Origin of the sequence: Paenibacillus sp. FSL K6-3182 (genome assembly GCF_037976325.1) — a bacterium.
GTDB lineage: Bacteria > Bacillota > Bacilli > Paenibacillales > Paenibacillaceae > Pristimantibacillus.
The window spans coordinates 4,439,791-4,461,644 of sequence record NZ_CP150265.1; the positions used below are offsets into that span (position 1 = coordinate 4,439,791).

Genomic DNA, 21,854 nt, shown 5'->3' on the forward strand with positions numbered 1-21,854 from the left:
TGACGGTGAACCATAAGGCAAGTATAAGAAAACCATATACCTGCTTATCTATTAAGAAAGAATAGGTCATACCTATACCTCTCCTAACCTTTCACCGTGAAACGTGGACTGATCTGCGGTGAGTCAGGTTCAGCCGTTTACACTTGCCGAGATAGAACTAGCAATTCTCCAAAATGCTTCACGATTCCTGCATGCCGACAAAACTAGAAGCATACCGCTAACAGCTGACAAAAAACGAGTCGCTTTCAGACATAAAGTTTATGTGTTTGTTACGCAAATAGACCAGAGAAGGAACGCTTCAACAATTTCCACCAGCCTGCCCGTTCAACAGACAAGGGAGCATCCACATCAAATTCTTTGAGCACTTGATCGCCTTGATAGACAACAAGCTTGCCAATCGGTTGACCAATTTGAACTGGCGCTTTGAGCGGACCCGCAATTTTCAGCTCATAACGGATATCTTTTGTTGGACTGCCCTTTTTAAGCAGAACGCTGTACGCATGCTTAGCGACAAGCGGAAGTTCCGCGGCAGTGCCCTTCTCGATTTTCAGCGTCCCCATCGACTCGCCTTCTTTAATAATCGAGTGATTCATGTACTGCGCGAACGTGTAATCGAACATTTGCGAAACTTCAGCATTTCTGGTTTTCGTATCTGGCTCTCCCATTACAACAGCAATGACGCGCATGTCATCCCGCCTTGCTGTAGCCGAGAGGCAATATTTGGCTTCACTCGTGAAGCCAGTCTTCAAACCATCAGCGCCACTATAAAAACGTACTAGTTTATTCGTATTTACGAGCCAGAAAGGCTTCGCGGACGTCTTTCTTAAGTAATCCTGATAAAGCCCTGTATATTTGGTTACTTCCGAATGCTTTAACAGCTCCCGAGACATCACCGCAATATCATGCGCCGATGAGAAATGATTGGCTACAGGCAGGCCGTTTGGGTTAGAAAACTGTGTATCGTTCATGCCAAGCTGCTGGGCCCGCTCATTCATCATCGTTACGAATTGCTGCTCTGTACCCGCAAGCTTCTCAGCCATAGCCACGGATGCATCATTGCCTGATGCGAGCGCTATGCCCTTAATCATATCGTCTACGGTCATTTCTTCTCCCGGCTCAAGAAAGATTTGTGAGCCGCCCATAGAAGCTGCGTATTCGCTCGTTTGTACCTTGTCTGTTAGTTTAATCTTGCCGTCATCAAGTGCCTCCATAATAAGCAGCAGCGTCATTATTTTGGTGATACTTGCAGGCGGTAGCTTATCATGGCTATTTTTTTCGTAAATAACCGTCCCGCTATCCGCATCCATAAGGATGGCAGAACGTGCTGAAGGTGCTAAATTAGCGTTAGAGGCCTGACTTTGCGGCGCAGGGGTCGGACCGGGAGCTGGTGTTGGCTCCACAGCAGCAAAAGCGGCTGTCGGCAGCACAAGCGCGAATGCAAGAATGATTATACAGAGCTTCATAGTACGATTTACCAACTAAATCTCCTCCTGTTAAAGTTTTGAAAAGCAAAACTTGCTTCGTAAGCATTCGCTTAGTTTTGTGAAGCAAAACTCGCTTCGTAAGCATTCGCTTAGTTTTATGAAGCAAAACTTGCTTCGTAAGCATTCGCTTAGTTTTGAGAAGCAAAACTCGCTTCGTAAGCATCCGCTTAGTTTTGTGAAGCAAAAACTTACTTCGTAAGTGTTCTAAGCTGCGCAATTCGCTTATATTTCTCTTTTTAGTGTTGACTCTTAAGTTGGAAATTATTCCATCAGCTAGAGTTAATTGAAACGCAAAAAAATCCGCCCCCAAATTGCGGAGCGGATTTCATAAAAAAATATTTAATTATACCTAGTAATGCCTTCTGCTGTTATTACGGATAATAGCAATGGACGAGACAGCGGCTTCTCCGAAGATATCGTAAGTGCTTGCTTTACTCGCTCAGCAACTGCAAGTGTGGATTCATTTGATTCACGGACATGAAGCAGGGCAAGCGTATCACCAGCATTTACTGGATCTCCAAACTTCTTGCGAAGTGTGACTCCAACGGCATAATCAATTGAAGCGTCGTATGTCGCCCTTCCTGCACCAAGCAGCATAGCGGCTATCCCCAGCTGTTCGGCTTCAATCGCGTTGACAAAACCAGAGTCCGATGCTTTCACTTCTACAATGAAAGGCGCTTGCGGAAGCTTCGTTGGATCATCAACAATTGAAGCGTCCCCACCCTGTGCAGTAATAAATGCTTTGAACTTATCTAAAGCAGCTCCGCTTGCGATCTGATCACGCAGCAGCTGCTTCGCAGACTCCACAGAATCGGATTTCCCGCCTAAGATAACCATATGTGCCCCAAGCGTTAAACAAAGCTCTGTAAGATCCTCAGGGCCATTTCCTTTGAGCGTTTCAATTGATTCTTGTACTTCTAAAGCATTTCCAATCGCAAAGCCAAGCGGCTGATCCATATCACTTATAACAGCAGCCGTATTCCGTCCGACCTCTGTTCCGATATCTACCATCGCTTGCGCTAATTGCTCAGAATGCTCTAGCGTTTTCATAAATGCTCCACTGCCTGTTTTGACATCAAGCACGATGGCATTAGCGCCTGCAGCAATTTTTTTGCTCATTACTGAGCTTGCGATAAGTGGAATGGACTCTACTGTAGCGGTAACATCACGAAGGGCATATAGCTTCTTATCCGCTGGCGCAAGATTTCCGCTCTGCCCTATGACGGATAAACCAATATCGTTCACCTGTGTCATAAATTTCTCGCGTGAGAGCTCCGTACGAAAGCCTTCAATGGATTCCAGCTTATCAATCGTGCCGCCAGTGTGGCCTAAGCCTCGACCGGACATTTTGGCAACAGGAATGCCTACGGATGCGACTAATGGCGCAAGGATCAAAGTTGTTTTATCCCCCACGCCTCCTGTGCTATGTTTATCGACTTTAATTCCGCTAATAGGACCAAGATCGACCTGATCGCCTGAATTAGCCATTGCAAGCGTTAAAGCTGCTGTTTCTCTAGGCGTCATCCCTTGAAAAAAAACAGCCATCGCCCATGCTGACAGCTGATAATCCGGGATATCGCCACGAGAATAACCATCAATTAAAAAAGTTAACTCCGAAGCGGTCAGCTCGCCGCCATCTCTTTTCTTCTGTATAAGATCTACCGACCGCATTTGTCCCTCTCCATTCACCATTACGTTGTTGATCCGTTATAAAGCGCGTCGCTCCCTCTGCACCTGGACAATAATCTCATCTAAAGTCTGGCTTAGTACAAGCACGTCCAAGTGCTGAAGGCTTTCATTCAATAGAGCTGCTTCTATCATTTTTTTACGCAACTGCTCCATCTGTGTGAGAACTTGCTTGTCCATGTCATTGTCCACTCCATCTTTCTTTGGTCATGGACATTATACGACGAAACGTAAAAAAAACACTGTCATATTGAGTCGACGAATATATTACAATTGTGTTACGAATTTGTTACATTTTCGCAATCAATGCATTAACTAGACCCAAAAATTGGGACTTGACACGTTCAGTCGTTTCCATAACTTCTCCATGCGACAGCGGCTGATCCAAAATACCCGCTGCCATATTGCTAATACACGATATTCCGATGACCTCAATCTCTGAATGACGTGCTGCAATAACTTCGGCAACAGTCGACATTCCGACAGCATCAGCTCCAAGAACCCGCAGCATTCGAATTTCTGCTGGTGTCTCATAAGTTGGTCCAAGCAAACCTGCATACACACCTTCACGAAGTGTAAAGCCTTGCTCTTTTGCAATATCTCTTGCAACAGCACGCAGACGCTTGCTGTATGCCTCCGACATATCTGGAAACCTTACGCCAAGCTCGTTGTCGTTTGGTCCGATTAACGGATTTTTGCCAGTCATATTCAAATGGTCTGAAATCAACATTAGGTTGCCTGCTTCATAATCCATATTGACTCCGCCAGCTGCATTGGTAACAAGCAATGTTTTCACACCTAGCGCCTTCATGACACGTACAGGAAATGCCGTTAGTTCCGGACCATAACCTTCATACATATGAAAACGACCGCGCATCAGCAATACCGTTCTGCCCGAAAGTGTACCAATGAGCAGCTCGCCCGCATGTCCTTCAACAGTGGAAATCGGGAAATGAGGAATATCATGATATTGAATCGTAATCGCATTTTCCAAATAGTCTCCAAGCACACCAAGTCCCGAACCCATAATTAAACCAATTTCCGGTCTTTGCTCTGTTTGAGCCTCGATATATTGTGCTGCTTCCTTAATGTTTGCTGCTGTTAGTCCTGCCGAAGTAATTGTTGTCATTCTATTTCCTCCTAAAAGTATGTTCATAAAACGATTTGTACCCAATTGTAAAAATAATTACTTTTGTTCCCGTGTAATAAGCTCAGACAGGAAGCTGGTTCCGTTAGGTGGTGTTGCAACACCAAAATTATCGGCTATTGTTGCTCCAAGATCAGAGAACGTAGAACGTACTTGGAGAGGCCCTGGCTCGTTAAAAGCAGGACTCACGAGCAATATTGGTACGTATTCACGAGTATGGTCTGTACCTGGATGTACGGGATCATTGCCATGGTCCGCAGTCACGATAAGCAAGTCTCGCTCGCCAAGCTGTTTCTCAAGCAAAGGAATTGCTACGTCGAACTCTTCCAAAGCTGAGGCGTAGCCAATTGGATCGCGGCGATGGCCATAAAGCGAGTCGAAATCTACAAGGTTCGTGAACAGAAGGCCTTTAAAAGGCTGCTTCAGTTGTTCGATCGTTTTGTCGATGCCGTCCGCATTGCTTTTTGTCGGAGTAGAAGCTGTAATGCCTTCTCCGTCAAAAATATCATTGATTTTCCCAATTGCAATGGAATCGAAACCAGCGTCCTTCAACGCATTCAATACTGTTGGCTGTGGAGGCTTCACCGCGTAATCATGACGATTAGGCGTTCGTTTAAAAGCGCCTGGCTCGCCAATATAAGGTCTTGCGATGACGCGCCCTACTGTGAAGCGCTCGTCCATTGTCAGCTCTCTTGCTATTTCACAAGCGCGGTAGAGCTCCTCGAGCGGAATGATCTCTTCATGCGCAGCAATTTGAAATACACTATCAGCTGATGTATAAACAATCCATGCGCCAGTTTCCATTTGCTCGGCACCCAGCTCATCGAGTATGTCTGTACCGCTTGCTGGTTTGTTTCCAATGACTTTACGGCCTGTTCGCTCCTCGAATGGGGTAAGCAGCTCAGGAGGAAAACCATCCGGAAACGTTTGAAATGGCACTGTCATTTCTAGCCCCATAAGCTCCCAGTGACCAGTCATCGTATCCTTGCCAACGGACACCTCAGCCATTTTACCATAATATGCTGCGGGAGCTTCTGAAGATGGACTCCAATCATGGATGCTAGCTATTCGATCAAGACCCCATCTTCTAAGATTCTGAAGCTGCGTTGACGGTGCTTTTTCTATGATATGGCCTAGCGTATGTGAGCCAAGATCACCGAATGCCTCAGCATCTGGCAGTTCACCTATTCCAACGCTATCCAAAACGATTACTGTTATTCGATCAAATCTCATATGTATGACTACCTCCTCTGTAATTGGGATTTATCGATGTCGACCTTTGTTAAGCACGCGGATGAGCTCGAGAATAAACTTCTTTCATTCGCTCTTTGGACACTTGGGTATACTTGAGCGTAGATGATATATCCGCATGTCCTAGCAGTTCCTGAACAGAACGAATATCCGCTCCGTTATCGAGTAAATGTGCTGCTACGGAATGTCTAAGTGTATGTGGCGTAATCTCTTCTTCAATCCCAGCTTCCTTCGTGTACTTCTTTATCGTCTTCCAAAATCCTTGTCTTGTCAAACGTGTTCCTAAATGATTTAGAAACAACGCCGATTCAGACGCTCTTTCTGTCAGCAATTCATCACGGCCATATTGCAAATAGTCTACAATTGCCTCGGAAGCTAATTTTCCAAAAGGAACAAGCCGTTCCTTTTGGCCTGTACCCATACATTGAATAAATTCTAGCTGCATATTAACATGCTCAATATTAAGCGAGACAAGCTCTGACACTCTTATTCCTGTTGCATAAATGAGCTCCAGCATGGCTTTGTCACGTTTGCCGGCTGCACTTGAGCAATTCGGCGTCTCAAGAAGCTTATTCGTCACAGAGACGCTTAATATGCTTGGCGGCTTCTTCTCCTGCTTTGGGGCCTCCATATAGATAGACGGATTGCTTTGAATAACGTCCTCTGCGAGAAGGAAATGAAAAAATGCTCGTACTGACACGATGTGCCTGGATAACGTAGCGGCTTTCCTGCCCTGTTCCTTCAAGTGGAGCATATACCTCGACATGTGATGCCGCTTCACAGCAGTAAGCTCGGTCAAGCCTTGCTGGTCAATATAAGCTATAAACTGATTCAAATCCCGCTCATATGAAGAAAGCGTATTTGCTGACAAACCTCGTTCTACCTGCAAATGTTGAATGTAGCGATTTAAATGAGCCTTCATTGGACTTCCTTTCACATAAGACACCATTCTAACATGCTTTTCTACAAAAATATTCAACATTCGACTCTATTAATCCTGCTTGAGATCGTTTATCTGCACAACCTTAACAATCCTTTACTCCCCATACCAATAAAACCAGCGAAGCCGATCGGCAGCATCTTTACTGTCTGGAGAATTAGGGTCCGTCACAAAAACCTTCATGGCATGCCCTTTAGGCTCACGATAAGGATGGATAGGTGAAATCGCGTCGGCAAGCCAGCGATAGCCCCCTGTGACGACAAAAAGCAATACTACAAAAACAAAAATAAAGAAAATACGGCTCGTCCATCTCCGTATCGAGAAAACCATGTAAACCAGCCTCCTTCATTAGCCGATACGTTGTCACTTGTCCATCCGTATCACCATATGAGGAGGCAGGTTCTATTATGTCAATCATCCTTCAATTGCTCGTAAGGAACGTTATTCAACAAATTTTCTAATGGCACATAAGGCTGATTGGTCGCTGTAGCAACCGGCTTATACGTTACTTTACCTGCATGAGTATTCACGCCTTTTTGCAGCGGCAAGCTTTTTTGAACAGCGTTCATTCCATTATTCGCCAAATCAAGCGCATAGGAGCTCGTTACGTTCGTTAAAGCGATAGTCGACGTCCGCGGCACTGCGCCTGGTATATTAGCAACGGCATAATGAACGACCCCGTGCTTCATATAGATTGGATCTTTATGCGTTGTCGGCCGGTCTACCGTTGCAATCGATCCGCCTTGGTCGACTGCTACATCGACGATTACTGCACCTTTTTTCATTCTTTGTACCATCGGTTCTGTTACCAAATGTGGTGCGCGTGCACCTGGAATAAGAACTGCCCCTATAAGCAAATCTGCTTTAGCAACAGCTTCTGCAATATGATACGGACTCGACATCAGCGTATGAATTCTTCCGCCAAAAATATCATCCAAATATCTCATACGGTCGGCACTTTTCTCCAAAACAACTACATTTGCACCCATTCCCAGCGCAATTTTCGCCGCATTCGTCCCTACGATTCCGCCACCAATAATGACGACCTCTGCCGGTGGAACGCCTGGAACCCCGCCGAGCAGCACCCCTCTTCCACCGTTAAACGCTTCTAAAAACTGCGCACCTACCTGCACTGACATTCTGCCTGCCACTTCACTCATCGGCGTAAGCAGCGGCAGGCTGCCGTTTGCAAGTTGTATCGTCTCATAAGCGATACCAGTCACTCCACTGTCCACGAGCGCTTTCGTTAAGTCAGGGGCTGCGGCCAAATGCAAGTACGTAAACAGCAACAAGCCTTCGCGAAAATAACCGAACTCCTCTGAAAGAGGCTCTTTCACCTTCATAATCATTTCCGCACGCATCCATACCTCTGCTGCGCTCGCAACGATCTCAGCACCTTCACGCTCGTAATCGCTGTCTTCAAAACCACTGCCGCTGCCGGCTCCTGTTTCTACAAGCACTTTATGCCCAGCTCCTGACAACATCGTAACGCCAGCGGGAGTTAAGGCAACACGGTACTCGCTTTGTTTAATTTCTTTTGGTACGCCTACAATCATGCCCATTTCCTCCTCTAAAGCTTTGTGATTGTTGATGCTTAAATAACCGCTTTCTATGTTGTATGAGAGTTCGGCATGGAATGATCGTCCTTTCCGTGAACTTCACAGCAAAATATATGTAGAACATAAGCTTCATTTCTATACTTTGTTATATTTCGAAAAATATGTGTCAAAGTGACAAGTACCCATACCGAAATACATCCTATCCCATAGACTGAAAAAGGAATTGCTTGATTAGGGGGTTCTAGGTCCATTGTCAAAATTAAAAGGTATATTTAAAAGCTGTATTTCTTGTAAATCGTCTCAAAACACCAATCGGAAACTAATAACACTCCAATCAGCTAAATCCTATAAACGCTGTCTTCGGCACCTCAAACAACTCGGAATTACCCCGTTCAAAACCGTCTCAAGAAGCCGAATCATCGGTTGTCATTTTCATAAAAACTCGTCTTTACAGTCACTCTTGAATCTTCCGCAAGTTAAGCTTGTCGAAAAAGATTTCAAAATCCGCGCTCACGGCCTTCAGAATAATAATACTAGGAAACACAGCTATGCAATGCCCCTGCTCACGCCAGCTACAATACCCGCAATTTTGCCATGGAATGTTATTCGAGTAAAAGCACCCGATGCATGGGCTAGAACACGGGGAAAATCCATTAATGTCGCTATCCTCGACACAGGAATCGCCAATCATCCCGACTTGAATATCGCTGGCGGGATTAACACAATCAACGGCGGTTCTTACGCTGACGATAATGGTCATGGCACCCATGTCGCAGGCATCGTCGCAGCAGCGGGTAGAGCAGGCAAATCATTGGGTACCGCTCCTGAGGTGAATTTATATGCAGTTAAAGCGCTGAATGAGGACGGAGAAGGATTTGTTTCGGATATTATTGAGGGAATCAATTGGTGTGTCAAAAATCGCATGAATGTCATAAATATGAGCTTTGGCGTGCTCGGCTCAGAAAGCAGCGATACGCTGCATAACGCGATAAAACGTGCAGCAAAGCAAGGTATCCTAATTGTTGCATCAGCCGGCAATGAAGGTCGTTCAAGCGGAGTAATCGACGAACCAGCTTCTTTTAAAGAGACAATAGCGGTAGCGGCTACGACAAAAACAAATAAAATAGCTACTTTCAGCAGCAGAGGCAGCGGGATCTCCGTTTCAGCCCCCGGCGAAAACATATTATCCACATGGCTTGGCGGCAAATACGAGAAGCTCTCCGGCACTAGTATGGCTTCACCTCATGTTGCAGGCGGAGCAGCCTTGCTGCTTGCAGGAAAACCTGGAATTAGTCCCTACGCGGTAAAAACAAGGCTGCAAAAAAAAGCGCTGAAGCTGAACAATTATAGTTCGCTTGCACAAGGTGCTGGATTAATGCAGCTTGATCATATTTTTAGAGCTTAATAGAATGCCAAAACGGCTTGCCGTCCAGTTATGCTGGGCAGCCAAGCCGTTTATGATTGATTCTCATTTGGGTTTGCAAGGTCGTTTTTCTCTTTGCATCGATGACATATGCCTTGAAAATCAAGGCGATGATCGAGCACAAAAAATCCGTATTCCTGCTCTAGCCTCTCTTCTAAAGGCAAAAGCCAGTCTTCCTTGATTTCATCCATAGTTCCACATTGTACACATATGAGGTGATGGTGGTGATGTTTATTGCTGTCCGTACGAAGATCGTACCGCGCTACCCCGTCGCCAAAATTCAATTTTTCGACAACATGCATTTCACTAAGCAATTCCAATGTCCGATAAACCGTTGCAAGTCCGATTTCTGGAGCTTTATCCTTAACTAGCATAAATACATCTTCAGCGCTAAGATGGTCATCTTCATTTTCAAGTAAAACTCGTACCGTTGCTTCGCGCTGCGGGGTTAATTTGTAGCCCTGCGACTGCAACTGTTGTTTAATCTTATCAATCCGGGCTTCCATGATTTCCCCCCTACCACATGACTGCGCCTTTTTCAGGAAAGGTTTCCTCTCATTATAGGGGCTAACATGCCGTAAAGTCAAACATTTTGGTGTCAGATTGTGGCGCTAACGGACGCGAGAAGGGGCGAAACCCAACTGATTAATGTTGGTGAAATATACGCCTCTAACAATGCTGCTCCTGCAAAAAGAAATAGCATCAGCACGGCTGTTGATGTAAACGAGCCCAACTCAGGCGCAAGTTCCCCCTTTTGCCGGAGGAGCCTATTTTTGATAACGAACATGGAGAAGGATATTGCAGCAGCACTCATGATAACCATTGCCGGTATTGCAATAATATTCTGAGGCGCGATGGAGACCAGCGAGAACAGTACTCCCTTCCATGCATATTGATTGATCAGCGTCCCTACCGAAAAGCCAACTAATGCCCCTTTCAAGAAATTAAGCGCGAGCACTCCCGGTATGCCAATCACCGTAATTCCGAGCAGCCATAGTACAAGCAGCCACTTGCTATGGAAAAAAAACCGATCCCAAAACGAATCCGCAGCTCCAGAACCGATGCCCTGATTGATCAGTTGAACATATTGATCTACATCTTGAGCTAGATCCTGCTGCTGCTCCAGCGTCAGTGCATTGACCATCAATGCGCCGAAAATGACACCTACGATAAAAAGAACCGACACAAAAACGTATAACGACAATTGATTTTTGGCCATGGTCACCGGACCTTTCGGAGTTGTTTGACCCCGCCCTAAAATTAGGGCCTTACTTTTAGATAAACTGCACCTATAGATAGGACACATCTTACAGTTAGTCTACAACCTTGATAAAGGACACTACCTACATTAAGGACTTCTAACACACTACATAAAGGCTTTTCGAACCCACCCAAACCCTCCCTTCCAAGGGAGGGTCCCAAGGGTTGCACCCTCTGGACACCCGCAACTCAACTAACGTTGGCGACTACTCTGTGTGGATATGCTTGGCTTACTGTGGAGCGCTTTCGTCCCTGCGGGACACGCTGGAAGCTTGTGATTTCATTGCATGCTGCTCAATTCTCGTTTTGAACTATTTCAAAGCTTTTAAAGCCTTCTAACAACTTTTAATCCTTTTAAAATCCTTTTAAAATCAGTTTAAAGATTGGCAGTAATGACTTTTTAGCATAGGCTTTTTAAGTTAAAAGCTTTTCGAACCCACCCAAACCTTCCCTTCCAAGGGAGGGCCCTAAGGGTTGCACACTCTGGACACCCGCAACTCGACTAACGTTGGCGATACTCTGTGCGGACATGCTTGGCTTACTGCGGAGCGCTTTCGTCCCTGTGGGACACGAAAGCTTGTTCTTGTGATTGCATGCTACTCAATTCTCGTTTTGAGCTACTTCAAAGCTTTTAAACCTTTAAAAAGATTAGTGGCAATGATTTGTCGCTTAGTTTTTTATTTAGACTTTAGTTAGAACTCTTACAAACACACCCTTCCAGGGAGAGCCTCAAGCTGCTCCCGCAGGACACCAGTAACTCGACAAACGTTGGCGGTACTCTGTGATGGAACATATGGTTTAAGGTGGAGCGCTTTCGTCCTTACTAGACACACTTGGAGATTGTCAGTTTAATTAGTTAGTTATTTAGTTTAGTTACAAACATATAACCATATAGTAGAAAATTTAAAGGAATTTCAAGATTATTGAAAACCAAGTTTCAATTTATGGGTGTTTTTTTATAATTTGCACTGATTATAACTATATAAATTTATGCTTCTAGAAATTGAGATCGATCAATGAATAGATTAGTTTAAAACAATAATAATCCTCCGCTCTAGATGCTAACGGACATTAGATACCTTATTTAGCTATTTTCCACCTTTTTTCTGATCTTACGGACATAGGATCTCTTATATAGGTTTGAAAGCTTCGATTCTGTTCCTTTTCATCCAAATAACGGAACTCATGTCCATTAGTAGTCTGTTTTGGTCGATTTCTTCACAAATAACAGCTTTTATGTCCGTTAAGAGCGCATTTAACGATGCAAAAGCAACCTTGATATACACAATGAACCTTGCAGGGCTAAATACGAGAAGTGCGTCCCCAAAAGTAAGAGAACCACCGCAAACCAAAAAATTAACACTAAAAACAAATATAAGAGCTGTTAAATACAAAAAAAACAATAAGCCAAAATTAGAAATATACAGCTTACGGTTCTAGAGTTCTGTTGTTCTATGGTTCTTGAGTTCTTGAGTTCAAAAGTTCTTAAGTTCTTAAGTTCTTAAGTTCTTAAGTTCTTAAGTTCTTGAGTTCTTGAGTTCTTGAGTTCTTGAGTTCTTGAGTTCTTGAGTTCTTGAGTTCTTGAGTTCTTGAGTTCTTGAGTTCTGCTATTCTACAATTTCACACATTTACAAAGTTACAATTGTACAAATTTACAGATTCAAAGATTTAAAGATCTACAGTTCCACAGATCTAACGTCCCAGAATTCCAGAGATTCACTGCTCAATAGCTCTAGAGATCTACCGTACCAGACTTCCAGACTTCCATAGCTCTACTGTTCTAAAGTTCTACATCTCTATAGTTACATCTCTACATCTCTACATCTCTACATCTCTACAGTTACACAACTCTACATTCCTATAAATTTAAAAAAATCACTAAATTACCCAAGGGGTTGTCTTACTTTTCATTATATGAGGGGTTTGAGAGAGGTATGACGGGTATGTTGTGGGAAGACAGGGTCGGTTAGAACCGACCTGTCAAAGTGTATAGTTTCCAAGCGTAGACGGCTAGGATCGTTTTGGCGTCGCTAATACGGCCTTCTTGGATATAGGCTTCAGCTTGCTCGAGAGTGATGGCTTCAACCTTCAAGTCTTCATCGTCGTCCGGGTTTATTACGCCCTGCTCCACTTTATCAGTGAAGTAAATATATAGCTTCTCATCTGCAAACCCTGGTGATGTATAGAAAGCGCTTAGAAGAGTCAAATCATCAGAGCGGTAACCCGTCTCTTCTTCAAGCTCACGAGCTGCTGCTGTCATCGGGTCTTCGCCTGGATCAAGCTTGCCAGCAGGAATCTCGATTTGGAATTTTTCCAGCGGCTTGCGAAATTGCTCCACTACAAGCAGCTTTCCATCCAAAAGCGCCATAACTGCTGCTGCTCCCGGGTGTTTGACGATTTCTCTAGTTGCGGTTCTGCCGTCTGCAAGTGTGACGGTATCAACCTGCAGCGTAATCATTTTACCTTCAAAAATAGGTTCTGTCTTAATCGTTTCCTCACGCCACAACTCAGCTCTTTGCTGCTCTTCCACTCGTATTCGCTCCTTAAAATTGAATTTGATTCTTTCGCATAACTTGTCCTGCCTCTGCATAACTATCATTATATCAAATCGACAGGGGAGATTAATATGAAACAATATGTTGCACTCAATCACTTGCGCTTAGTAGGAAAAGGCTGGGAAATAAAACATCAGCTGCGCAAGCTTTCTGCTTCATCCTTATCAAGAACACCAATGTCCGAATATACAAATGTCATCAGCGTACGCCGTGTTCCTTTGGAAAAAACGAATTAATCAGTCACGGACGCATGCATTTAGACAAAAACCCTCCTTCCGCGATCAGCCAAAACTGAGCCGCAGGATCGAAGGGCTTTCTGTCATTTTACGACAAGGCCAATCGAAGCTATCGCTTCTTAAGACCTCTGCTAATTCTATTATGCTTCAGACGCTTGTTTAATAATTTCAACAACAAGCTCAGTCGTTTTCACCAAATCATCTACCTTGATCTGTTCTTTCGTCGTATGAATATGCTCATAGCCAACAGCTAGATTGACTGTAGGAATGCCTAAGCCGTTAAAAATATTTGCATCGCTTCCCCCGCCAGAATGGAATGTACGCGGCGTACGGCCGATTGCTGTGATTGCTTTTTTGGCGAGCTGTACTACTGGATCTTCATCATCGTATTGATAAGCAGGGTAAATGATTTCACTTTCGAGCTCTCCCCGTGCACCAAACTCTTCTGCAGCACTCTCAACCGCTTTTCGCATCGCAACAATCTGATTGTCCAGCTTATGCTGTACAATGCTTCTCGCCTCAGCATACAGCGTCACAAAATCACACACAATATTTGTAGCGCCGCCGCCTTCGAATCGGCCGATATTCGCCGTTGTTTCTTTATCTATACGTCCAAGCGGCATTCTTGCAATTGCTTTTGCAGCAACTTGAATGGCACTGATCCCATCCTCAGGATTAACGCCAGCATGTGCTGAACGACCATACATTTTGATCGTAACTTTCGCCTGTGTCGGCGCTGCTACTGCTATATCACCAACGGCGCCATTCGAATCAAGCGCGTATCCAAACTTAGCTTCCAGCTTCGATGCATCAAGTGAGCGTGCGCCAAGTAGACCTGATTCTTCTCCTACCGTAATGACGAATTGAATACGCCCATGTGGAATGGACTGCTCCTTAACAACACGGATTGCTTCAAAAATGGCAGAAATGCCTGCTTTATCATCAGCTCCAAGAATCGTTGTTCCATCACTTCTTATATAACCATCAGCGTCAAGCTGCGGCTTGATGCCAACACCAGGTGTTACTGTGTCCATATGGCATGTAAAAAAAATCGTTGGTGCTGATGCTGATGCTCCCTCTGCTTCCCATATTGCAAATAGATTCCCTGCGCCATGCCCGGTCTTAGCTGCTGCATCATCTTCGCTAATTTGCAAGCCAAGCGCTTCAAACTTTTGCTTTAGCACACGGCTTATTTCCTGCTCGTGTTTTGTTTCGCTATCTATCTTCACCAATTCCATAAATTCATTCACTAAACGATCTTTTGTAATCATTAACGTTTCCTCCGTCCATAACTTTCGTATACAATAGAGTAAATGACAAGCTCATAGCAAGCTATGACGTTCCAAATCAAGAAAGGGGTTTTTCATATGCGCAGACAGCGATTGATTCGAATTGTTGCCATCGTTCTCGTATCGGCATTAGTTTTATCATCCTTGCTAGCTGGTCTTGGATCACTATTTCTTTACTAGATCCAATTCACATCTGAATTCTTTCACAAAATGAGGGAGCAATTGGTTCGCCGCTTCCTCAACCGATAAATCAAGCCCTGTTAAATCATTAAAGGATGTTACGCCGAACTGCTGGATACCACAAGGAATAATCCCACTAAATCCTTCTTCGGCAATGCCAGATTTAATATTAAGAGCGAATCCATGACTCGTAATAAAGCCCCGCTGATGGCGGGCTTTATTAAATTTTACGCCTATGGCCGCTATTTTCAGATCACCGACCCATACTCCTGTATATTCCGGCTTTCTGCCCGCTTCTATACCATACTCGCTCAGCCAATTAATAATGACCTGCTCAAGGCTCCGCAAATAGGCATGCAAATTAAGACCTACTGCATCTAGATAAAGAAGTGGATAGCCGACTAGCTGGCCAGGGCCATGATAAGTAATATCCCCGCCGCGGTCGATTTGATAAAAAGCGATACCTCGTTCCTTAAGCTCTGCCTCATCTAGCAGAAGGTGCTCAGGATGTTTGTCAGAACCCATCGTATACGTAGGCGGATGCTGAAGAAGGAGCAGCGACTGATTGCGCTCCTCCTTATCAATTTGCTTTATATATGTTTTTTGCAGCTCCCACGCTTCCGCGTAATCGAGCATGCCTATATATTGGGCATCCAGCCGTCTCAAGCTTTTTGCGTTATCCGCTTCAGCCATGATCGTGCTCCCCTTTTCTAATACAATTTGCTTTCTAGATTAAAGCTCTCTAGATTATCCTTCACACGCTGTAAGAAACGACCACAAATAACGCCGTCCAAAATCCGATGATCAAGTGACAAACATAAGTTAGCCATTGAACGAACAGCGATCATATCATTTATGACAACGGGACGCTTCACAATGGATTCAAACGTTAGAATGGCAGCCTGCGGATAGTTAATAATCGGATATGACAAAATGGAACCGAAGGAACCTGTATTGTTAACAGTAAACGTTCCGCCCTGCATATCAGACAGCGTCAGTTTACCTTCTCTCGTTTTACGAGCAAGCTCTTCAATTTCTTTGGCAAGACCGGCTACGTTTTTGTGATCAGCATTCTTGATAACAGGTGTAAGGACAGAATCCTCTGTACCAACCGCCAGCGCGATGTTGATATCCCGCTTCACAATGATTTTATCAACAGCCCACATGGAATTCATGATTGGCACATCTTTTATTGCATTAACGACAGCTTTGAGCAGGAATGCCAAATACGTCAAATTAATGCCTTCGCGCTTCATGAAATCATCCTTAAGCTTATTGCGCAGAAGAACAAGATTCGTTACATCTACTTCAATCATAGTCCATGCATGCGGTATTTCACTTACGCTTTGTCTCATGTTGCGAGCAATCGTATTCCGAATTGGCGTTACATCAATGAAGCTATCACCACGACCAGCTCCCGATGCTCCTTCCACTTCGATTTTTGGAAACCTAGGCGTTTCCGTCAAATGCAGACCAGAAGAACGAACCTGCGCAGCAGCATCTACAGTTCGGGCTGCAGGAACAGCAGCATTCCCGCTAGAAGCTTGATTTCCTCCACCAGCTGCTACATAGGCAAGAACGTCTTTACGTGTGATACGTCCGCCTAAGCCGGTTCCTGGAACATCGGTAAGACGAATGGAGTGTTCAGCCGCCAGCTGCTGTACAGCCGGTGAGAAACGATTGCGCATTGGAGCGTCTTGCAAATCTATTTCACTTACTTGTGTAGCAGTTGCCTCTCTTGGTGCAGCCGTCTGGGATTCCGCAGCCCCGATTCCGGCATCCTCAGCAGAACCTTCTGTTTCAATTATGCAGATTGGAGTACCGACTGGAACGGTCTCCCCCTTGCCAACAAGGATACGAACAAGCTTGCCGGCTACAGTGGAAGGCAGTTCTGCATTCACTTTATCTGTAATAATCTCGCAGACAGGCTCGTAAACATCAACCCAATCGCCAGGCTGCTTCAGCCATTTATCGATGGTAGCTGATACAAGTGATTCTGCTAGTTGAGGCACGACGATTTCCGTCATAGTTTTCATAATTCACATCTCCCTACTGGCCGAGGCGTAAACGGCTACCGCCGTCCTTCGGCGGCGCAGCATACGTTTCGCGGTGACATATAAGCTTAGTACTTTAGACTTCTTATATTTTAATAAAGCGCTAGCTGTCGCATTGCTTCTTTAACTTTATCTTTGTTGAGCATAAAAAACTTCTCGCCCGGCGGGTTGATAGGCATCGCTGGCACGTCTGGTCCACATAGTCTCATAATTGGAGCATCAAGCTCATAAAGCAGCTCTTCTGCGATGATCGCTGAAACTTCTGCACCTACGCCGCCAGTCTTATTGTCCTCATGGATAATAAGCACCTTGCCTGTTTTTCTCACCGCTTCAAGAATGCCTTCTTTGTCCAGAGGCTGAAGCGTCCGTAGATCGAGAATATGAGCGCTAATGCCCTCAGACGCTAGATCTGCTGCCGCCTGCTCGACAAAATGAAGAGGCAGACTATAACCGATAACCGTAATGTCATCGCCTTCGCGAAGAATATTCGCTTTGCCAATAGGAACAATATAGTCCTCTTCTGGAACTTCATCCATAATGAGCTTGTAGCATTTTTTATTCTCAAAAAACAACACGGGGTCCGGATCCCGCACAGCTGCTTTTAGAAGCCCTTTCGCATCATAAGCACGGTATGGAGCAACAATTTTCAGACCAGGTGTACCGAAAAATACCGACTCCGTACATTGTGAGTGGTACAGCCCTCCAAAAACACCGCCGCCAATAGGAGCGCGAATTACGAGCGGGCAAGTCCAATCATTGTTCGAGCGATAACGGATTTTAGCCGCTTCGCTAATAATTTGATTGGTAGCCGGAAACATAAAATCTGAATACTGCATTTCAGCAATGGGCTTCATGCCATACATCGCTGCGCCGATTGCAACACCTGCAATGGCTGACTCTGCAAGCGGAGTATCAAGTACACGATCCTCGCCAAATTGCTCCAACAATCCTTTGGTCGTTGTAAAGACGCCGCCTTTGAGACCAACATCCTCACCCAGAACGAAGACATCTTCGTCTCGTTCCATTTCTTCCTTCATCCCTTGGCGAATTGCATCAATATATTCAATAACTGCCATTATTCCGTACCTCCTTGATCAGCATCATCCGCATAAACGTGCAGCAATGTAGATTCCGGCGTCGGGAACGGCGCTTTATCGCCATATTCAGTAGCCTCGTCAAGCATCTTGCGAATTTTGGCTTGAAGCTCAATTTCAAGCTCCTCGGACCATATCTCGCAATCAATCAGATATTGCTTATATTTTGGGATGCCATCTTTCGCACGGTTGGAATCAACTTCTTCCTTCGTACGATAAGCGAGATCGTTATCTGAAGTAGAGTGTGGTGAAATACGGTACATCATTGCTTCAATCAATGTTGGACCTTCGCCTGCAATTGCGCGCTCACGCGCCTCCTTCACAACACGGTACATCTCAAGTGCATCGTTACCGTCAACCTGATATCCAGGGAAGCCATAACCAAGTGCACGGTCGGCAACCGTACCTGCTAATTGCTTGTGAATAGGAACTGAGATTGCATATTGGTTATTTTCGCACATGAAAATAACAGGCAGCTTATGTACTCCAGCAAAGTTGCAGCCCTCATGGAAATCGCCTTGATTGCTCGAACCTTCACCAAATGTAACAAAGCTAACAAGAGGCTTGTTTTTCATTTTTGCCGCAAGTGCTATGCCTACTGCATGAGGAACCTGCGTTGTTACTGGACTTGAGCCCGTGACGATTCGCAGTTTCTTCGAGCCAAAGTGGCCAGGCATCTGGCGCCCGCCGCTATTTGGATCTTCTGCTTTGGCGAAAACCGACAGCAACAAATCACGCAGTGTCATACCAACAGAGAGCACGAAGCCATAGTCCCGATAATAAGGTAAAAAATAATCTGTTTCTCGATTAAGTGCATACGCCGCAGCAACCTGTGCTACCTCTTGTCCTACACCTGATACGTGAAAATTGATTTTCCCTGCACGCTGCAGCAGCAGCATACGCTCATCAAATTTGCGAGCAGTCACCATCGTTGCGTACATATCAATTGCTTGCTCATCGCTAAGCCCTAATTCCAAATGACGAACATTTTGCCCAGTAGAAGCAGATTGGGTCATAAGGTGTTCCTCCTTTTGCGCGCTATTATAACCTGGTACTAAGACTTGATCATATATATTATAACTCCAATTGAACCAAAAAGAAAACAGTCTTCATTAGAACGATATCGCTCTATCATCTACGGCGAGCATCGCTTCTCCCAGCGCCTCTGAAAGCGTCGGATGAGGATGGATCATTTGGCCAACTTCCCAAGGTGTTGCGTTCAGAATTCCAGCGAGTGCTGCTTCTGATATTAGATCCGTTGCATGAGCACCAATCATATGAACACCAACAATATCGTTGGTCTTCCGATCAGCGATTACCTTGACGAATCCTTCTTTCTCTCCTAAAACAATAGCCTTGCCAATCGCTTGAAACGGAATTTTACCCGTCTTGATGTCATGCCCTTTCGCGCGTGCTCCATCCTCTGTCAAGCCGTAAGAAGCAATTTCCGGACGGGAATAGATGCACCTTGGTATCAAATGAGCCTCAATCGCAACGGGTTTCTCACCGCAAATATGCTCAGCAGCAATTAAGCCCTCATGCGCAGCAGCATGAGCGAGCTGAACACCGCCAATAACATCGCCAATGGCATAAATATGCGGCTCGCTCGTTTGACCGAACGCATTGACCTCGATCACACCGCCCGATGTGCGAACATCGGTATTTTCAAGGCCCATGTTTTCCACATTCGCTTGGCGTCCTACGGATACCAATAGCTTTTCTGCAGTCAATATGACATCACCGTCTTGCGTAGCTGCAACGATAGACACTTCACCGTTTTCGCCTTTGTATTGATCGGTCTGCAGTTGAACGCCAGTCAGCACACGTACACCACGTCCGCGCAGCACTCTTGTCAGCTCAGCTGAGACCTCTGTATCTTCACCAGGCAAAAGGCGGGAGCCCGCTTCTACCAAAATAACTTGTACGCCAAAATCATGCAGAAGTGAAGCCCATTCAACGCCGATAACCCCGCCGCCGACAATAATAACGGATTTAGGCAGTTTGTCCATAACTAACGCTTCATCACTGGTCATTATATATTCGCCGTCTGGTGTTAAACCTGGCAATGTACGAGGACGAGATCCTGTAGCAATAATGAGATTAGTGGATACAACCGATTCCATTTCACCGTCCGGCAGCTCAACGGCTAATGAGCCACTTTTTGGAGAGAAGATTGAAGGACCGATGACTCTTCCCTTGCCTTGAATAATTTGAATGCCATTCTTTTTCATTAGGCTTTGAAGTCCACGATAGAGCTGCTCTACGGTTTGATCCTTACGCTCTTGTACTTTGCCATAGTTGAGTGATATCGCTCCATCAGCTACTTGGATGCCAAATGAGCTTGCTTCAAGCAGCGTTGAGTATACCTCAGCGCTCCGGAGCAGCGATTTACTCGGAATACATCCTTTATGTAGGCATGTGCCGCCAAGCTTGTCCATTTCGATAATGGCAACCGATTTTCCTAGTTGTGCAGCACGAATGGCTGCTGTATAACCGCCAGGCCCGCCTCCGAGCACTGCTACATCTACCTGTATAGCCATAAAATCATTCCCTTCTAATAACCATAACTATATACTTTTTTTGCCTATTCATATAACTCTCAAAGATGCCCATTCGCATTGTAACATGTCATCCATCCCTATTGTACCTGTTTTTAATGACGAAAACATCGTCGTTTTACGAAATAGACACTCTACACGTAAAAAGGTATGATAGAGCTAACTGTATATTTTGACCGATAAGGAGACACTGTATTTATGAAATTAGTTGCTGCTCGCTTTATTGCAATCCTCATGCTCGTTATTCCAGGCTTACTTGCTTGCTTCGGTTTTCTGAAAATGAAAGATTCGGTATTCGTGTATTTCTCTGAATTCGGAAATGAAACCATTACGCCAGATTTTGAATGGCTCAAATTTTTACTTGGATTTATAATGTTCGCTGCAGGTGCAGGTTTTATCGCGGGCTGGACTTTTTTTCGTGACCGCAAACGGAACTACGTTGCTCCTAGGTTCAAGCAGAAACGTCCTCGTCCGCCAAAGCCACAAAGCTAGTTTTATACAACAATCATAATTAAAACCGCTCATGTTCGGATCGTTTTGATCCTAGCTTGGCGGTTTTTTTGTATGATGAATTCGCAAAAAACTAGGTATAATCCACGTAATCAAGCATTTGCGCATACGCTTTTGGAACCATATACGAAGCTGCCAGCTCCGTCTTATCAGACATAAGAAACATTCTAACGAGTGAGCTGCTCGTTTGCATGTAATGCGTGTATGGAGATAAATAAATCGTATCCGCCAACGTAGTATTACGAATATATTGCTCAAGCTGCAGTTCATATTCTAGGTCAGTTGCATTTCTAATTCCCCGTATGACCACGTTAATATCATGCTCATTTATATAGTCAGCCACAATGCCTTCATAAGGAATAATATGGATTTTATCATCCTTTGGCACAGATAAAGCGACAAGCTCCGTACGCTGCTCAATCGTAAAATGATGTTTTTTTGATCGATTATTGGCGACTATAATATGAACCTCACTAAATAATTGAAAGGCTCTCTCTATAACGGACACATGCCCAAGTGTAATCGGGTCAAAACTTCCTGCGTAAACGGCTCTCATCCTGTCACCTCTCCTTGGATATTTTACATAGCGATGATGCTTTCCAAAAAAAATTACAATACTCCGCATTTC

Annotated in this window: 23 protein-coding genes; 5 read left to right on the forward strand and 18 right to left on the reverse strand. The window is 44.8% G+C overall.

Annotation, left to right across the window (positions count from 1 at the left end; genetic code table 11):
* Positions 1 to 269: 269 nt before the first annotated feature.
* On the reverse strand, positions 270 to 1,463 hold the full coding sequence (locus MHH56_RS19640; protein WP_339209679.1) for a D-alanyl-D-alanine carboxypeptidase family protein: 1,194 nt from the start codon (positions 1,461 to 1,463) through the stop codon (positions 270 to 272).
* Between the two features lie 79 nt (positions 1,464 to 1,542).
* Here MHH56_RS19640 and MHH56_RS19645 point away from each other — a divergent pair, with 79 nt between their 5' ends.
* Positions 1,543 to 1,683, forward strand: a complete 141-nt coding sequence (locus MHH56_RS19645) for a hypothetical protein (RefSeq protein WP_339203323.1) — start codon at positions 1,543 to 1,545, stop codon at positions 1,681 to 1,683.
* A gap of 140 nt (positions 1,684 to 1,823) precedes the next feature.
* Here MHH56_RS19645 and MHH56_RS19650 read toward each other — a convergent pair whose 3' ends face one another.
* From MHH56_RS19650 to ald, 7 genes are all read right to left on the reverse strand, one after another.
* Positions 1,824 to 3,155, reverse strand: a complete 1,332-nt coding sequence (locus MHH56_RS19650) for a pyrimidine-nucleoside phosphorylase (RefSeq protein ID WP_339209680.1) — start codon at positions 3,153 to 3,155, stop codon at positions 1,824 to 1,826.
* A gap of 36 nt (positions 3,156 to 3,191) precedes the next feature.
* A complete protein-coding gene (locus MHH56_RS19655) occupies positions 3,192 to 3,350 on the reverse strand; it encodes an aspartyl-phosphate phosphatase Spo0E family protein (protein ID WP_083682665.1) in 159 nt (52 codons plus the stop codon).
* Positions 3,351 to 3,459: 109 nt separating this feature from the next.
* Positions 3,460 to 4,299 carry a purine-nucleoside phosphorylase gene (locus MHH56_RS19660; RefSeq protein WP_076271395.1) on the reverse strand — a complete coding sequence of 280 codons (840 nt, stop codon included), beginning with the start codon at positions 4,297 to 4,299 and terminating at the stop codon, positions 3,460 to 3,462.
* Between the two features lie 57 nt (positions 4,300 to 4,356).
* Positions 4,357 to 5,550 carry a phosphopentomutase gene (gene deoB / locus MHH56_RS19665; protein ID WP_339203325.1) on the reverse strand — a complete coding sequence of 398 codons (1,194 nt, stop codon included), beginning with the start codon at positions 5,548 to 5,550 and terminating at the stop codon, positions 4,357 to 4,359.
* Between the two features lie 49 nt (positions 5,551 to 5,599).
* Entirely contained in the window at positions 5,600 to 6,490 is an 891-nt protein-coding gene (gene xerD, locus MHH56_RS19670) for a site-specific tyrosine recombinase XerD (RefSeq protein WP_339209681.1), read from the reverse strand.
* Between the two features lie 114 nt (positions 6,491 to 6,604).
* Complete coding sequence (locus tag MHH56_RS19675) at positions 6,605 to 6,838, reverse strand: DUF4227 family protein (RefSeq protein ID WP_054024318.1); 234 nt, start codon at positions 6,836 to 6,838, stop codon at positions 6,605 to 6,607.
* Between the two features lie 80 nt (positions 6,839 to 6,918).
* The gene (gene ald / locus MHH56_RS19680) at positions 6,919 to 8,064 is read right to left on the reverse strand and encodes an alanine dehydrogenase (protein ID WP_339203326.1); all 1,146 of its coding nucleotides are present in this window, start codon (positions 8,062 to 8,064) and stop codon (positions 6,919 to 6,921) included.
* 556 nt (positions 8,065 to 8,620) lie between these two features.
* Between ald and MHH56_RS19685 the strand changes: the two genes are divergently transcribed.
* A complete protein-coding gene (locus tag MHH56_RS19685) occupies positions 8,621 to 9,472 on the forward strand; it encodes a S8 family peptidase (RefSeq protein WP_339203328.1) in 852 nt (283 codons plus the stop codon).
* A 50-nt stretch (positions 9,473 to 9,522) separates the two neighbouring features.
* On the opposite strand, the gene MHH56_RS19690 is transcribed toward MHH56_RS19685, so the two are convergent.
* From MHH56_RS19690 to MHH56_RS19700, 3 genes are all read right to left on the reverse strand, one after another.
* Entirely contained in the window at positions 9,523 to 9,996 is a 474-nt protein-coding gene (locus MHH56_RS19690) for a Fur family transcriptional regulator (RefSeq protein WP_339203330.1), read from the reverse strand.
* Positions 9,997 to 10,088: 92 nt separating this feature from the next.
* Positions 10,089 to 10,709, reverse strand: a complete 621-nt coding sequence (spoIIM, locus tag MHH56_RS19695; protein ID WP_339203331.1) for a stage II sporulation protein M — start codon at positions 10,707 to 10,709, stop codon at positions 10,089 to 10,091.
* 2,007 nt (positions 10,710 to 12,716) lie between these two features.
* Positions 12,717 to 13,280, reverse strand: a complete 564-nt coding sequence (locus MHH56_RS19700; RefSeq protein ID WP_339203332.1) for an NUDIX hydrolase — start codon at positions 13,278 to 13,280, stop codon at positions 12,717 to 12,719.
* Positions 13,281 to 13,376: 96 nt separating this feature from the next.
* On the opposite strand from MHH56_RS19700, the gene mciZ reads away from it, so the two are divergent.
* Positions 13,377 to 13,541 carry a Z-ring formation inhibitor MciZ gene (mciZ, locus tag MHH56_RS19705; RefSeq protein ID WP_339203333.1) on the forward strand — a complete coding sequence of 55 codons (165 nt, stop codon included), beginning with the start codon at positions 13,377 to 13,379 and terminating at the stop codon, positions 13,539 to 13,541.
* A 140-nt stretch (positions 13,542 to 13,681) separates the two neighbouring features.
* On the opposite strand, the gene MHH56_RS19710 is transcribed toward mciZ, so the two are convergent.
* Entirely contained in the window at positions 13,682 to 14,812 is a 1,131-nt protein-coding gene (locus tag MHH56_RS19710) for a M20/M25/M40 family metallo-hydrolase (protein ID WP_339203335.1), read from the reverse strand.
* Positions 14,813 to 14,908: 96 nt separating this feature from the next.
* Here MHH56_RS19710 and prli42 point away from each other — a divergent pair, with 96 nt between their 5' ends.
* Entirely contained in the window at positions 14,909 to 15,010 is a 102-nt protein-coding gene (gene prli42 / locus MHH56_RS19715) for a stressosome-associated protein Prli42 (RefSeq protein ID WP_161807522.1), read from the forward strand.
* Here prli42 and lipB read toward each other — a convergent pair.
* The 5 genes from lipB to lpdA form a co-directional block, all read right to left on the reverse strand.
* On the reverse strand, positions 14,996 to 15,703 hold the full coding sequence (gene lipB / locus MHH56_RS19720) for a lipoyl(octanoyl) transferase LipB (protein WP_339203337.1): 708 nt from the start codon (positions 15,701 to 15,703) through the stop codon (positions 14,996 to 14,998). The two genes, prli42 and lipB, sit on opposite strands and share 15 nt — an antisense overlap.
* Positions 15,704 to 15,720: 17 nt before the next feature.
* Positions 15,721 to 17,046 (reverse strand): dihydrolipoamide acetyltransferase family protein, encoded by a 1,326-nt coding sequence (locus tag MHH56_RS19725; protein ID WP_339203339.1) that lies wholly within the window; start codon positions 17,044 to 17,046, stop codon positions 15,721 to 15,723.
* A 110-nt stretch (positions 17,047 to 17,156) separates the two neighbouring features.
* Complete coding sequence (locus MHH56_RS19730; RefSeq protein WP_339203341.1) at positions 17,157 to 18,140, reverse strand: alpha-ketoacid dehydrogenase subunit beta; 984 nt, start codon at positions 18,138 to 18,140, stop codon at positions 17,157 to 17,159.
* The gene (locus MHH56_RS19735) at positions 18,140 to 19,174 is read right to left on the reverse strand and encodes a thiamine pyrophosphate-dependent dehydrogenase E1 component subunit alpha (protein WP_339203343.1); all 1,035 of its coding nucleotides are present in this window, start codon (positions 19,172 to 19,174) and stop codon (positions 18,140 to 18,142) included. Before MHH56_RS19735 ends, MHH56_RS19730 begins: the two co-directional genes overlap by 1 nt.
* 96 nt (positions 19,175 to 19,270) lie before the next feature.
* On the reverse strand, positions 19,271 to 20,698 hold the full coding sequence (gene lpdA / locus MHH56_RS19740) for a dihydrolipoyl dehydrogenase (protein WP_339203344.1): 1,428 nt from the start codon (positions 20,696 to 20,698) through the stop codon (positions 19,271 to 19,273).
* A gap of 216 nt (positions 20,699 to 20,914) precedes the next feature.
* On the opposite strand from lpdA, the gene MHH56_RS19745 reads away from it, so the two are divergent.
* On the forward strand, positions 20,915 to 21,208 hold the full coding sequence (locus MHH56_RS19745; RefSeq protein WP_054024305.1) for a DUF2627 domain-containing protein: 294 nt from the start codon (positions 20,915 to 20,917) through the stop codon (positions 21,206 to 21,208).
* A gap of 91 nt (positions 21,209 to 21,299) precedes the next feature.
* Here MHH56_RS19745 and coaD read toward each other — a convergent pair whose 3' ends face one another.
* Complete coding sequence (coaD, locus tag MHH56_RS19750) at positions 21,300 to 21,782, reverse strand: pantetheine-phosphate adenylyltransferase (RefSeq protein WP_076267027.1); 483 nt, start codon at positions 21,780 to 21,782, stop codon at positions 21,300 to 21,302.
* Between the last annotated feature and the right edge of the window lie 72 nt (positions 21,783 to 21,854).

Coding starts and splice junctions, on each gene's coding strand:
- MHH56_RS19640 (WP_339209679.1), bottom strand. CDS start 1,463: ATGAAGCTCTGTATAATCATTCTTGCATTCGCGCTTGTGCTGCCGACA.
- MHH56_RS19650 (WP_339209680.1), bottom strand. CDS start 3,155: ATGCGGTCGGTAGATCTTATACAGAAGAAAAGAGATGGCGGCGAGCTG.
- MHH56_RS19655 (WP_083682665.1), bottom strand. CDS start 3,350: ATGGACAAGCAAGTTCTCACACAGATGGAGCAGTTGCGTAAAAAAATG.
- MHH56_RS19660 (WP_076271395.1), bottom strand. CDS start 4,299: ATGACAACAATTACTTCGGCAGGACTAACAGCAGCAAACATTAAGGAA.
- deoB (WP_339203325.1), bottom strand. CDS start 5,550: ATGAGATTTGATCGAATAACAGTAATCGTTTTGGATAGCGTTGGAATA.
- xerD (WP_339209681.1), bottom strand. CDS start 6,490: ATGAAGGCTCATTTAAATCGCTACATTCAACATTTGCAGGTAGAACGA.
- MHH56_RS19675 (WP_054024318.1), bottom strand. CDS start 6,838: ATGGTTTTCTCGATACGGAGATGGACGAGCCGTATTTTCTTTATTTTT.
- ald (WP_339203326.1), bottom strand. CDS start 8,064: ATGATTGTAGGCGTACCAAAAGAAATTAAACAAAGCGAGTACCGTGTT.
- MHH56_RS19685 (WP_339203328.1), top strand. CDS start 8,621: ATGCCCCTGCTCACGCCAGCTACAATACCCGCAATTTTGCCATGGAAT.
- MHH56_RS19690 (WP_339203330.1), bottom strand. CDS start 9,996: ATGGAAGCCCGGATTGATAAGATTAAACAACAGTTGCAGTCGCAGGGC.
- spoIIM (WP_339203331.1), bottom strand. CDS start 10,709: ATGGCCAAAAATCAATTGTCGTTATACGTTTTTGTGTCGGTTCTTTTT.
- mciZ (WP_339203333.1), top strand. CDS start 13,377: ATGAAACAATATGTTGCACTCAATCACTTGCGCTTAGTAGGAAAAGGC.
- MHH56_RS19710 (WP_339203335.1), bottom strand. CDS start 14,812: ATGATTACAAAAGATCGTTTAGTGAATGAATTTATGGAATTGGTGAAG.
- prli42 (WP_161807522.1), top strand. CDS start 14,909: ATGCGCAGACAGCGATTGATTCGAATTGTTGCCATCGTTCTCGTATCG.
- lipB (WP_339203337.1), bottom strand. CDS start 15,703: ATGGCTGAAGCGGATAACGCAAAAAGCTTGAGACGGCTGGATGCCCAA.
- MHH56_RS19725 (WP_339203339.1), bottom strand. CDS start 17,046: ATGAAAACTATGACGGAAATCGTCGTGCCTCAACTAGCAGAATCACTT.
- MHH56_RS19730 (WP_339203341.1), bottom strand. CDS start 18,140: ATGGCAGTTATTGAATATATTGATGCAATTCGCCAAGGGATGAAGGAA.
- MHH56_RS19735 (WP_339203343.1), bottom strand. CDS start 19,174: ATGACCCAATCTGCTTCTACTGGGCAAAATGTTCGTCATTTGGAATTA.
- lpdA (WP_339203344.1), bottom strand. CDS start 20,698: ATGGCTATACAGGTAGATGTAGCAGTGCTCGGAGGCGGGCCTGGCGGT.
- MHH56_RS19745 (WP_054024305.1), top strand. CDS start 20,915: ATGAAATTAGTTGCTGCTCGCTTTATTGCAATCCTCATGCTCGTTATT.
- coaD (WP_076267027.1), bottom strand. CDS start 21,782: ATGAGAGCCGTTTACGCAGGAAGTTTTGACCCGATTACACTTGGGCAT.